Annotated in this window: 10 protein-coding genes; 3 read left to right on the top strand and 7 right to left on the bottom strand. The window is 70.6% G+C overall.

All coding sequences use genetic code 11. The features are described 5' to 3' along the window. Positions 1-155: 155 nt before the first annotated feature. Both ACO07H_RS03710 and ACO07H_RS03705 read right to left on the bottom strand, forming a co-directional pair. A complete protein-coding gene (locus ACO07H_RS03710) occupies positions 156-1,343 on the bottom strand; it encodes a serine hydrolase domain-containing protein (RefSeq protein WP_422011238.1) in 1,188 nt (395 codons plus the stop codon). Between the two features lie 126 nt (positions 1,344-1,469). Further along, positions 1,470-1,700 carry a hypothetical protein gene (locus tag ACO07H_RS03705; protein ID WP_422011236.1) on the bottom strand — a complete coding sequence of 77 codons (231 nt, stop codon included), beginning with the start codon at positions 1,698-1,700 and terminating at the stop codon, positions 1,470-1,472. Between the two features lie 162 nt (positions 1,701-1,862). On the opposite strand from ACO07H_RS03705, the gene truD reads away from it, so the two are divergent. Beyond that, positions 1,863-2,897, top strand: a complete 1,035-nt coding sequence (gene truD, locus ACO07H_RS03700) for a tRNA pseudouridine(13) synthase TruD (protein WP_422011234.1) — start codon at positions 1,863-1,865, stop codon at positions 2,895-2,897. A 37-nt stretch (positions 2,898-2,934) separates the two neighbouring features. Here truD and ACO07H_RS03695 read toward each other — a convergent pair whose 3' ends face one another. Then, positions 2,935-3,942: an AraC family transcriptional regulator gene (locus ACO07H_RS03695; protein WP_422011232.1), complete on the bottom strand. Its 1,008-nt coding sequence runs from the start codon at positions 3,940-3,942 to the stop codon at positions 2,935-2,937. Between the two features lie 74 nt (positions 3,943-4,016). On the opposite strand from ACO07H_RS03695, the gene ACO07H_RS03690 reads away from it, so the two are divergent. Next, entirely contained in the window at positions 4,017-5,258 is a 1,242-nt protein-coding gene (locus ACO07H_RS03690; RefSeq protein ID WP_422011230.1) for an MFS transporter, read from the top strand. Positions 5,259-5,322: 64 nt separating this feature from the next. Here ACO07H_RS03690 and ACO07H_RS03685 read toward each other — a convergent pair whose 3' ends face one another. The 3 genes from ACO07H_RS03685 to ACO07H_RS03675 form a co-directional block, all read right to left on the bottom strand. After that, the gene (locus ACO07H_RS03685) at positions 5,323-8,196 is read right to left on the bottom strand and encodes a serine/threonine-protein kinase (RefSeq protein WP_422011228.1); all 2,874 of its coding nucleotides are present in this window, start codon (positions 8,194-8,196) and stop codon (positions 5,323-5,325) included. Between the two features lie 28 nt (positions 8,197-8,224). Next, a complete protein-coding gene (locus ACO07H_RS03680) occupies positions 8,225-8,770 on the bottom strand; it encodes an ECF-type sigma factor (protein ID WP_422011226.1) in 546 nt (181 codons plus the stop codon). Between the two features lie 116 nt (positions 8,771-8,886). After that, positions 8,887-9,675, bottom strand: coding sequence for a hypothetical protein (locus tag ACO07H_RS03675; protein ID WP_422011224.1), 789 nt, complete (start codon positions 9,673-9,675; stop codon positions 8,887-8,889). A 228-nt stretch (positions 9,676-9,903) separates the two neighbouring features. On the opposite strand from ACO07H_RS03675, the gene ACO07H_RS03670 reads away from it, so the two are divergent. Then, positions 9,904-11,424, top strand: coding sequence for a CapA family protein (locus ACO07H_RS03670; protein ID WP_422011222.1), 1,521 nt, complete (start codon positions 9,904-9,906; stop codon positions 11,422-11,424). 27 nt (positions 11,425-11,451) lie between these two features. On the opposite strand, the gene ACO07H_RS03665 is transcribed toward ACO07H_RS03670, so the two are convergent. After that, positions 11,452-11,895, bottom strand: coding sequence for a hypothetical protein (locus ACO07H_RS03665; RefSeq protein ID WP_422011220.1), 444 nt, complete (start codon positions 11,893-11,895; stop codon positions 11,452-11,454). Positions 11,896-12,010: the final 115 nt, after the last annotated feature.

Genomic DNA, 12,010 nt, shown 5'->3' with positions numbered 1-12,010 from the left:
CGCGTTGAGTGTCTGCTTTGCAGCGGTTGCGGTCTTGCGCTCCATCGAACTCGACGCCCGGGAGCTGTCGTTCAATGCCGGAGTTAAGCCGCGCCGAATATGACGGCCGCCAGAATGCACCCGCCAAACAGGAAAGAGAGCAGGGCCCGTTAACGCTATCGGGACAGGCCCTGGCCAGCGCCATTTTCTCGCGCGGCAATTCTCTCGACCAGCGTACTGATCGCCGCCTCCATGGCGCGCGCAGTTTGATCGCCACTCTGGTTGGTGATGACGAATATGCCAAGGTCGTACTTCGGCATGATATAGATATAGCACTGCGAGCGGGGCACGCCACCATGATGAGCATAGTAAATGCCCTTCAAGCGGTCGCCGTCGACGATGTTCCAGAAGTAGCCGATGCTGAACTCGGGATCGAATTCGACGAGGGTGCGACGCGATTCCGTCACGACGGGTCCGCCGGCCAACTGGAATTTAAGGTACTTCACCATTTCCGGGGCTGTCGCCTTCACGTTCCCGGAAGCGCCCCAGGGCAACTGCGGCATCGGCGTGGTCGGTACCGCGTTGTCGCTGTGATAGCCGACCGCAAGCCGGGCCGCCTCGGCGTCACTCAGCCTGATTCTGATGCCAGTCATCGCCGCAGCATCGCGAAAGAATCCGCGTAACAGCGACTCGTAGTCGCTCTTATAAACCGTTTCAAGAATATGCGCCGCCAGTTCCGTTCCGGAACTGGCGTAGGCGTAATCCTTTCCGGGCGCCCGGCGAATCTCGACAGCGTGCAGGTCCCTGAAGAAATCAGCCTTGCCGTAGCGCGTGTAAATGGCATTGAGTTCGCGGGGCGTACGCTGATCGGTGAAGTCCGCGAGCACCGTGTTCGCGCGTTCCGGCAACATGTTCGGCAGACCGCTCGTATGCGACAGCAGGTGACGGATGCGAATGGGATCGCCCTGGTACTGCAGGTTCGGATAGGCCTCGTGCAGATATATCCGGATATCGTCGTCCAGACCCAGCTTGCGCTCCAGGACGGCATTCGCCATCAGGGTTCCCGCCAGGGTTTTGCTCAACGAGCCGATTTCGTAGAGGGTCACATCGGTCGGAGGGCTTGGCTTTCCGGCTTCCATGTCGCCGCGATGACGGATGAATTCCTTGCCCCGATAGACTACTCCGATTGAGGTCGAGTGGAGCAACGGCTGCTTGATCAACGTTGCAGCAACCTCATCGATCTCCGCCTCCAGATCTTTCGCCGGGACATACTCGCCCGTGCAGCCCGCGACCAAAAGCGCGGCGGGCCATAAGAAGTGGTTAAACCACCGCCTGTTTCGAACCATCATCGAAGTCGCTTGCATGCGTCGGCGCTTGAAGGGAAATGTGGAGAGGGTTCTCAAGATAGCCGATTGCCGAGGCGTTCTCGCGGTTGCGCTTGTTCGACGGCGGTGGGAGCGGCCATAACCGCCAATAGCGAGAGCTCAATTTCAGTCCTCAACATTGTCTGACGCGCCGCTCTCACGTTCGCGCTCAGCGGGCGGCGTCGCCGTCCGCTGCAGCAATGGGTTGAAGCGCATACCGGCCAATCCCACCCAACGCCGAATTTGGAATTCGCCGCTCGGATCGATGGCATCTCCAAAGCCAAAGCGAACAATTGCTTTGGCAACTGAATGCGGCGGGTGAGGTAACAGGCATGGTGAGTGAATGGTGCGCTTCAACGCCCGCAGTAACCGGCTGTCGCAGCGCGCGACGGTTGCGATTGACGTCGCCTCGGTTGACGCTCGTCCAGGCATGCCGGCAGGGCGAGAATCGCGGTTTGCACCGCGCCTGGTCGGCTGGACAGCCTGTCCCTGCCCACGGCCGGTGCCGCCAGACTGCTCATGACCGACGCTCGATACACAACCCTGCCGCCCTGGCCCAACGCTTATCCGGCCAGCGGCGCCAGCGCCACGCTGAAAGGCCTCAACGAGGATTTCATCGTGACCGAACTGCCGCTGCAGCTGCCCTGCGGCGAGGGCGAACACCTCTGGCTGGACATCGAGAAGAACGGCGCCAACACCGCCTTCGTCGCCCAGCAGCTGGCCGATGCCGCTGGCGTGAACGAATGGGACGTGGGCTATGCCGGCCTCAAGGACCGCTACGCCATCACCCGGCAGTGGTTCAGCATCTATCTGCCGATCGGGAAGGGGAAAGGTGAGACGCCCGACCTGACCGGGCTCCAACACCCGGAATTCAAGGTGCTGAGCCAGAGCCGCCACGTGAAGAAGCTGCGCCCCGGTGATCTGCAGGGCAACCGGTTCCGCATCGTGCTGCGTGATGTGACCGGCGACCCTGAAGCGATGAAGGCCATCGAGGCCAATCTCAAGGCCGTGGCGTCGCAGGGCGTGCCCAACTACTTCGGCGCCCAGCGTTTCGGCTTTGAGGGCGGCAACGTCGAACAGGGCCGGGCCATGCTGGCGCGCGAAATCCGCGTGCGCAACCCAAAGAAGAAGGGCATCTACCTGTCGGCCGTGCGCTCCTTCGTCTTCAATGAGGTGCTGGCACTGCGCATCCAGCAGGGACTCTGGGGCCAGACCCTGCCTGGCGACGTGATGGACGCGGCGGGCCGGCCCACCGGGCCGCTGTGGGGACGGGGCCGCGTGAGCACCACCGACCAGGCGCAGGCCCTGGAGAACGGCGTGGCTGGACGGCACGCCACCTTGTGCGACGGCATGGAACACGCCGGCCTGGACCAGGAGCGCCGCGCCCTGGTGGCCCAGCCGGTGGACATGGCATGGGCATGGCCGCAAGCCGATCAGCTGGTGCTCACGTTCTCGTTGCCCGCCGGCACGTACGCCACGTCCGTGCTGAACGAAATCCTCCGCTCCACGGAGCCTGACCGGCACGCAGAGAACGAGTCCGCGGCTGCCGAATGACGATGCCCGTCGAATGTCCGGCGATGGCCGCGAAGCCTCACCCACCCCGCGCCGCACTGGGCGCATGCCCGATCACCCGCTTGAACGCCCGGCTGAACGACGCCTCCGACTCGTAGCCCAGCCGGTCGGCCGCCACGGCGACGCGCATGCCGTCCTGGGCGATCCAGCGGCGGGCCTGGAACATCTTGACCTTGGCGACGTAGCGGGCCGGGCTCTCGCCCATGGTGCGGGTGAAGGCGTCCGAGAAGCTGGAGCGCGACGCACCCATCAGGCCGGCCAGGCGGAGCACGCTCCAGTCGCCTTCGGGCTGGGCGTGGATGGCGGCGATGACCTTGCCGATGCGCGGGCAGCGCACGGCGGCCACCCAGCCGGTGGCGCTGCCGCAGCCGCACTCCACCCAGGCGCGGATGATGCTGGCGGCCAGCGCGTCGGCCAGCCGGGCGAGGATGCCGCAGGCGCCGATGCGGTCCAGCGCCACCTCGCGCTCCATCGCGTCCACCAGCGCCGGCACGGTGGCGTCGCGGCGGGCCAGGTCGCCGGCCAGCATCAGCGGCGGCATCATCGCGATCAGCGGGTGCAGCGGGTCCAGGTTGAAGCGCAGCGCGCCGCTGAACATCACGTCGGCGGGCTCGGCGCCATCGCCCACGTCCCGCTCGGCGGGGCCGGCCGCACAGGCGCCGCCGCCGACGAGGTAGATGTTGTCGGACACGGGCACGCGCGCCAGCGTGCCGGCGTCCACCGCGGGCACGCCGGGGTCGCTGGCCAGCACGTGGAAGCTGCCGTGCGGCAGCAGCACGGCGTCGCCGGTCGTCAGGCGCACCCAGTCGCGCGAGGCGGTGCGCAGCCAGCAGCCGCCGCTGCCGACGAAGTGAAAGCGCGCCGAGCGCTGTGCCGGGAAGGCCACGGCCCAGGGCCGGCGCATCACGCAGCGGCCGTACTCGACACCGTCCAGACGCAGCCCGAGCAGGATCTCGGTCAGGGCGTCGCCCGATTCGGGACGCAGCGGCGATGGCGGCCGCGGGCCTCTGGACAAATCGTCAATCATTTCGGTTCTTCCGGCATGGAAACGCCGGGATGCTATGCCTAGCATCCGCTTCCGTTCCTCCAAGGGGTTTGCTGTTGTCCTCCTCGTCCTGTTCCACCTGCCCCACTGCCGTGGGCGCAGCCGCCGCGCCCAGCGCCCCCGCCGCCGTCGCGGCCCCTGCCACGACTGACCACGCCAACTGGCCCGCCGTCGCCTCGCTGACGCTGGGCGTGTTCGGCCTGGTGATGGCCGAGTTCCTGCCGGCCAGCCTGCTGACCGCGATGGGCGCCGACCTGGGCGTCAGCAACGGCGCGGCCGGCCAGGCCGTCACGGCGACGGCGCTGGTGGGCGCGGTTGCGGCGCCGTCGCTGCCGCTGCTGACGCGCCGGCTGGACCGCCGCGTGGTGATGCTGGCGCTGAGCCTGCTGCTGGTGGCGTCCAACGCGCTGGCGGCAACGGCCAGCAGCCTGCCGGTGCTGCTGGTGGCGCGCGTGATGCTGGGCATCGCGCTGGGCGGGTTCTGGTCGATGTCGGCCGCGCTGGCGATGCGGCTGGTGCCCGAGCGGCTGTTCGCGCGGGCCATGTCACTGATCCTGACCGGCGTGTCGGTGGCCACCGTCTGCGCGGCGCCGGTGGGCGCGTGGATGGGCGCGGCCTGGGGCTGGCGCAGCGCGTTCATCGCCGCGGGCGTGGTCAGCCTCGTCACGCTGGCCGTGCAGGCGGTGACGCTGCCGGCGCTGCCGCCGCGCGACAACCCCAGCCTGCGTGTGCTGGGCGAGCTGCTGCGCCGCCCGCCCGTTCGCGTGGCGCTGCTGGCGGTGCTGCTGGTCATCTCCGGGCACTTCGCCGGCTTCACCTACATCCGGCCGCTGATGGAGCAGGTGGCGCACCTGTCCGTGGGCGCGGTGTCGGGCGTGCTGCTGGCCTACGGCATCGGCGGCTTCTTCGGCAACCTGGCCGGTGGCTGGGTCGCGGGGCGCAGCGAGCGGCAGGCCATCGTCTGCGGCGGCGTGCTGATCGCCGCGCTGGCGGGCTGCCTGCTGGTGGCGGGCAGCTCGCCCGTCGTCACGGCGGTGGCGGTCACGCTGTGGGGCTTCGCGTTCGGCGCGTTCCCGGTGGGCTTCCAGACCTGGATCGTGCGCGCCGCGCCGGACCAGGCCGAAGGCGCGGGCGGGCTGATGGTGGCGGGCTTCCAGATCGCCATCGCCATCGGCGGCGGCCTGCTGGTGGACCGCATGGGCGCCCTGGGCGGCCCGGCGTTCGCGCTGGCGACGGTGACGCTGGGCACGCTGCTGACGCTGCGCCACGGGCCGCGGCCCCAGCCGCGCCAGGGCTGACGCTAGCGGGGCAGCCTGTGGCTGGCTTCAAGCGCCTGCCGGCAGCGGCAGGCCTGCGGGGCCCTCACCGGTCGACGCTGCGCCTTGCCTTGGCCAGCGCGCGCCGCGTGTCAGCGACCGCCGGGCTGTGGGGGTCGTATTGCTCCAGGTGGAGCGCGAGCGACTTCTGCAGCACGGGCAGCGCTTCAGCAGCGCGGCCGTCGCGCAGCAGCGACTCGCCCAGCACGGCGGTCAGGCGGGCCTCGGCGTCGCCCGCGAACCGGCGTTCGGGCAGGTCGTCGATCAAGGCCAGCGCGCCAGCGGCTGCCGCGTGCGCCGCGCCGGCCTGGCCGGCGGCGAGCAGCAGCGTTGCCTCCTCGATCCTGCGCGGCAGCAACAGCAAGGGATTGGGCTTGGTGCCGGGCGCGGCGGCGGGCGGCGGGTGGGCCTGGAAGTCCTGCAAGGCCTCGCCCGCCTTGCCCGCCGCCACCAGGTAGCGACGCCGTATCACCCGACCTTCCTCGGCGACGCGCTCGCCCCGGCCGGCCAACATGACGGCGGCGCGCTCGATGTCGGCGCCGGCCTCGGGGAGACGGTTCAGCGCGACCAGCGCGCTCGCGCGGGCCATGATGAATTGCCCGTGCAGGCTCGGCGTCGTTTCCGGGGGCAGCAGCGCGCGTGCCTGATCGATCGCGCTCAGTCCGCGAGTCGCATCACCATAGGCCACCAGCGCCCGGCCGTAGTTGGCCATCACCAGGGCGGGCAGGTGGCGCGCTTGGGCATAGTGCCGTTGCGCGCGCGCCCAGTCCATTTCCGGGCCAGCCGTGCGCAGGAAGTCGCGCAGCAGGCCGTTGCGGAGCTGGAACCTCGCGAGCACGAAGCGCGCGTCGTGCAGCACGGCCGTATCGCCGAGTTGCTCGGACAGCGCCACGGCGCGCGCCAGCGTGGCTGCGGCCGCTTCGAGCTGGCCGAGCCGTTCCTGCGCCTTGCCCAGCTCGGTCAGGAGAATGCCTTGCACGCCCTTGGCATCGAACCGGTCCGACCAGGCGAGCGCCTCGACGAGTGCATCGCGCGCTTCCTCGGGCTGCTCTGCGGTGCTGCTCACCTCGCCGAGGATTTGCAGCGCGTCGATGCCCTCCGGCGACGGCCCCAGCGCCCGCGAGATGGTGGCCGCGCTGCGCGCGCGAACCAGGGCCTTGGGCAGGTCGGTGCGGATGTACAGGCGCGCGAGTTCCGCGTCGATCTGCATGCGCACCAGGTCGCGGTCGACGGCACGGCGGCTGGCTGCGGCGTCAGCCTTGAGCAGGACAGCCAGGGCCTCGTCCCGCTGTCCCAGGTCGTCGAGCGTGTGGCCGACGGCGGCCGACGCGCGCAACGCGGCGTCGCTGCCCGGGCCGTGGAGCCGCGTGGCCAGGTCGAGCGCACGGCGAAACAGCGCCAGGGACTGCTCGAACTGCCACATGCCGCCATACATCTCGGCCAGCAGGTCGTACAGGCGCAGCTGCGCCTCCGGCTCGGACGCCAGGTCCGTGGCGATGCGCTCGACGCCGCGGTCGAGCAGCGTCCGCGCGGTCGTCTCGCCCGCCTTCTTCGGGTCCGGCTGGTACTTGCTGTTGGCGGTGAAGACCGACTCGATGAACCCCTGCACCGCCTTGGCCGTTGCGGCCTCGACCCGCGCCCTGGCGGCTTCGGCCTGCGCCCGCTGCGCCGACAGCCCGGCCTCGCGCGCCTGCCACAACGCGACCGACGTGCCCGCGACGAGCGCGACCGTGACCGCCGCACCCGCCGCCACCTGCAGGCGGTATCGGCGCACGAACTTGGCGGCGCGGTAGCGCCAGCCGTCGGGCCGTGCCTGGACCGGCTCGCCCTGCAGATGACGCTGCAGATCCTGCGCGAACGCGTCCATCGTCGGATAGCGTTCGGCCGGCGTCTTCTTCAGGGCCTGGTTCAGGATGGCGTCGAGGTCGCCCCGCAACTGCCGCGCCACGCGCGGGTCCGCCGCGCTGCGGCTCGCCAGCGGCGGCTCGACGGTGGCGATGGCCTCCTCCAGATCGGCGGCGCTGGCCCGCTTCAACCGGTACGGCCGCACACCGGCCAGCACCTCGTAGGCCACCACGGCCATGCTGTAGATGTCGCTGGCCGTGCCCAGCGGCTCGCCGCGGATCTGCTCGGGGCTGGCGTAGTCGAGCGTGAGCGCGCGGCCCGCCAGCTCGGTCAGCGCCGTGTCGCGCGTGCGGCCCGACTCCATCAGCTTGGCGATGCCGAAGTCCAGCAGCCGCACCTCGCCCGCCGGCGTGACAAGGATGTTGCCGGGCTTCAGGTCGCGGTGCACGACCAGCCGCGCGTGCGCATGCGCCACCGCGGCCATCACTTGCAGCAGGAGGGCGATGCGTTCGCGCACGCTGGGCGCATGCGCGCGGCACCAGGCGTCGATGGACTGGCCCTCGACATGCTCCATGGCCAGGAACGGGCGCCCCTGGGCATCGACCCCGGCGTCGTACAGCCGCGCGATGTGCTGGTGTTCGAGGGTCGCCAGGATGTCCCGCTCGCGGCCGAGGCGCTCGGCAAAGGCGTCGCCCCAGGCCACGCGCGGCAGCTTCAGCGCCACGCGGCGCTTCATCAAGCCGTCCGAGCGCTCGGCCAGCCACACGGTGCCCATGCCGCCGCGCCCGATCTCCGCGATCAGCCGGTACGCGCCGACGAGGCTGCCCGGCACCAAGCCATCGGCTGGCGGCTGCGCCGCATCGATGTCCAGCTTGGGCAGCCGGCCTAGAAAGTCGTCGGTCTCGACGCCGTGGCGGTGCGTCAGCAGCGCACGCAGCGCCTCGCGGTGCACGGCGTGCTCGCCGCCAAGGCTGTCCAGCCAGGTCTGGTGCTCGGACGCCGGCAGGCTGAGCGCTTCATCGAGCAGCACGCTGAGCGCAGGCCACTGCCCGGAGATTTCGGCGAGCCGCGTCACGCTGCGCCTTCGAATCGAGAACGGGGCGTCAACTGCGAAGCGCGTGGGCCAGCAGCAGCCGCGCCTTGTCCCAGTCGCGTCGCACGGTACGTGTCGACAGGCCCAGGGCCTCGGCGATCTCGGCATCGTCCAGGCCGCCGAAGTAGCGCATCTCCACCACCTGCCCGAGCCGCGCATCGATGCGGCTGAGATCCTGCAGCGCGGCGTGGATGTCCAGGATTTCGTCGGACGCAGCCGGCAGTGCGCCGATGAGCTCGGAATCGAGCGTGACCTGCTCCGCGTCGCCGCCGCGGCGGTCCGTCTTCGCCAGGCGTGCGGCGTCGACGATGATCGAGCGCATCACCGTCGCCGAGTAGGCCAGGAAGTGGGCGCGGTCCGCCGGGGTCAGCGCCTCGCGCTTGAGGAACTTGAGATAGCACTCGTTGACCAGCGCGGTGGTCTCCATCACACCGTCGCGGGAGCTGCGCGCCAGGCGCCGGTGGGCGACCCGCCGAAGCTCGGGATAGAGCAGCTCGAAGATCCGGTCGAAGGCCTCGCGGTCGCCGTCGCGGGCACGTCCGATCAACAGCGTCACTTCCCCCATCTCGTCGTACCGTCCCAAAGGATCTTCGGAGCGGTGATCGTAGCGGGCGTGCAGCCTGCTCCAGGCTGTCGCGCCTCCCTAGAAGCAGTGGTGATGGCGCCATCGGGTCACTCCGGCACGCGCGACGGGCGAGCTGTCAAGGCGCTGGCGCCCACAGGCAGCGCGCGCCAGCGGGTGGCCGACACCAGGCAGGCACAGGCGCAAGCCAGCGACAACGCCGCGACAGCGCCGATGCGGGGGGCCAGCAGGGCGAAGACCGTGCCAAACGCCGCCTTGCCAAAGAGCCCACCGACATAGCCGCGCAGGAAATTCGCGGCGGCGCGGTGCCCGCTGCTGGCATGTTCGACCATGGCCACCGACCCGGTGACCAGCGGGATCGACGACAGCAGGCCGGTCGCGAAGCCGCCCATTGCCGGGCCGACGGACGCCGCGATCGCCGTGAGCACTCCCGCAGCCGCTGCGACGAGCCACATCGACCGGGATGAGCGCGCCGTCGCCACGACGTCCGCGCGCGGCTTGGGCATCGCGGCGAAGGCCAGCGCACAGCACCCAACCGCCAGCGCCAGCGCGCAAGTCAGGTCGGCACTGGCCACGCCGGCCGGGACAGCCATGCCCAGTGCAGCGCCCAGGCCGCAGACGAGCGCGACCGCACTGCCGCCGTGCCGCGCGGCGCGCGCATAGCCCAGCGCGAAGGCCGCCAGCATGGCGCAGGCGGCAACGCTGCCCACCGCCGCGCTGATGGCGAACGCCGTGCCCTCTTCGTCCGCCAGCCACGCCAGCGTCGGCGCCGTGATGGTCGGCAGCGCGGCGACCACCCCTGCGAACCGGCGCCCGCCGTGTCGCGCCGCCACCATCACAAGCAACACGGCGCCTGCCGTCAGCAGTGCCTTGAACAACCCATCCATCGGACCCCCTTGGTGACAGCGCGACACAGCAGGCCGTCCTACCGGTTGAACGAGATGGGCGGCGCGGAACGGACACGCGGATGGAAGACGGGCGCGGCGGACGGGCCAATCCCGAAAAGAAGTTCGCAGCCATGTCCATCGCAGGCCTGGCACTTCGTTCAATGGCATAGCAGGTGCTGCGCAGGCGCAGCACTCCCCTCTCTTCACGGCGGAATTGCCATGGTCGGTCTTGCTTGGCTCGCGGCGCGTCGTCGCGATGGCGCCTCGGCTGCGTCCAGCACGCGCGCCCTCCTGTGCACGCTGCTGGGCCTGGCGTCGGCAGCCGCGTGCGCAGGGCAGGCGGCGCCCACGGAGCTGCTCTGCGGCATGCGCACGGGCGAGTCCACGTCGACGCTGCGCGTGGCAGCCGGGACCGACCCGCTGGCGCCGGCGAGCGTCAAGGTGGGCGACAGCTACGAAGTGCGCGCCGTGGCCTTGGGCGATGCGGCGGGCACGGACCGGGTCGCCCAGGTCGTCATCACCGTGCTGGACCTGGAGGGCGGTGGGGGTCCGGTGGTGCTCTCGCAAAGCCGCTGGCCTGCCGCGGGCGGCGAAGTCCTAGAAGAGGGCGCGGCATGGCGGCCGACCTTGTCGGGCTGGCAGCGGGTCTACTCGCCGAAGCTGGGCCGCGAGTTGGCCTGGGGCTGCGCGTTGGCGGGCAAGGGCTCGACGCACGCGGGCTGGGCGCGCGTGGACGCGACCGGGGACAGCGCGCACGCGGCGGCGCGCGTACCCGGTTTTGCCCGCGTGAATGCAAGCACGGCCACGGTCCGGCTGGCGTGGATGGGCGACGTCATGCTGGCCGACGGCCCGGGGCGCACCATTGCCCGCGGACGGGACCCGTTCAGCAGCGTCACGCAGGACTTGAAGGCGGCGGACCTGCGCATCGCCAACCTCGAATGCGTCATCGCCACCGGCGGCACGCGGGCCGTCAAGCCCTGGACGTTCCGCGCTCGCCCGCGCGTGCTGGACGCGCTGCGCCGCCACGTGGACGTCGTCTCACTGGCCAACAACCATTCCGGAGACTTCGGCCCGGACGCCTTCGCGCAGATGCTCGGCCGGCTGCAGCAGGCCGGCCTGCCTTACTTCGGCGGCGGCACCGACCTGCGCTCGGCCCACCAGCCCGCCATCATCGAGCGCCAGGGGCTGCGCATCGCGCTGCTCGGCTACAACGAGATGTTCCCGCGCCGCTTCGAAGCCGGCCCGGGCAGCCCGGGCATCGCCTGGGCAGACGAGGAGCAGATCGTCGCCGACATCCGCGCGGCCCGGGCGCAGGCCGACATCGTCATCCCTTATATGCACTGGGGGCAGGAGCACAGCGACACCTCGCATGCGCGCCAGCGCGCCCTCGCCCGCCTGATGATCCGCGCCGGCGCAGACGCCGTGGTCGGCACGCATCCGCATGTGCGCCAGGACACCGAGATCATCGACGGCAAGCCGGTGATCTACAGCCTGGGCAACTTCGTCTTCGACGGCTTCAGCGACGCGGACAACAACACCGGCTCCATCCTGTGGATGACGGTCACCGCGACGGGCGTCAAGGACTGGCACCTGCAGTCGGTCCACCTCGATGCCGCAGGGACCCCTCATCCGGTGCCTGTGGCCGTCGAGAAAACCGCCGCCGGTCACCTCGCCCTGAACCTGGCGTCGCAACGCGAAGCGCCGGCACACGCCCTCACCGGAGCCCAAGGCACCCGCTGAAGCAGCGACGGTGCTGACGCGAGCGGGTCAGCGCGCGGCGCCCAGCACCCCGGGCGCCGTCAGCTCGGCCAGTCGCTGCAGGCGCAGCTGCGCCTGCACGCGCGCCAGCAGCACCAGCGGGCGCAGCGGCAGGCTCAGGCAGTCGTTCGCGCCCAGCGCCAGCGCCAGTTCTTCGTCGCCGCCGCCCAGATAGAGCAGCGGCAGCCTGCGCGTGGCGGGCTGTTCTCGCAGCCGGCTCACCACCTCCAGGCCGCTGTGCTCGCCCACCGTGTCGCCCACCAGCACCAGGCGCGGCCCGGGCACCTCCGCTGCCAGGCGCAGCGCGGCCGCGGCGCTGCCGGTCTTGCGCACGCGGCAGCCTGACTCGCGAAGCAGGGCCTCGGTGGCATCGGGCACGGTGCCTGCGATCAGGATCAGCGGCGCCTCGGCGTCCACGTGGGCTTGGGCTTGGGCGGGATCGTGGGCGGGCATGGCGCGATCTTGCGCACCGCAGCCGCCGCTGGCGAGGGGGTCGGCGGGGGTATCCGCCAAGCCCCACAGCAGCTGTCCAGAATCCCCTACACAACTCGCGTGCCGGACGCGCCCG

This window comes from Roseateles sp., assembly GCF_965229315.1.
Classification (GTDB): domain Bacteria; phylum Pseudomonadota; class Gammaproteobacteria; order Burkholderiales; family Burkholderiaceae_C; genus Pelomonas.
Note: the sequence above shows the minus strand (reverse complement) of the source record. Positions and strands in the feature narration are given on the sequence as shown.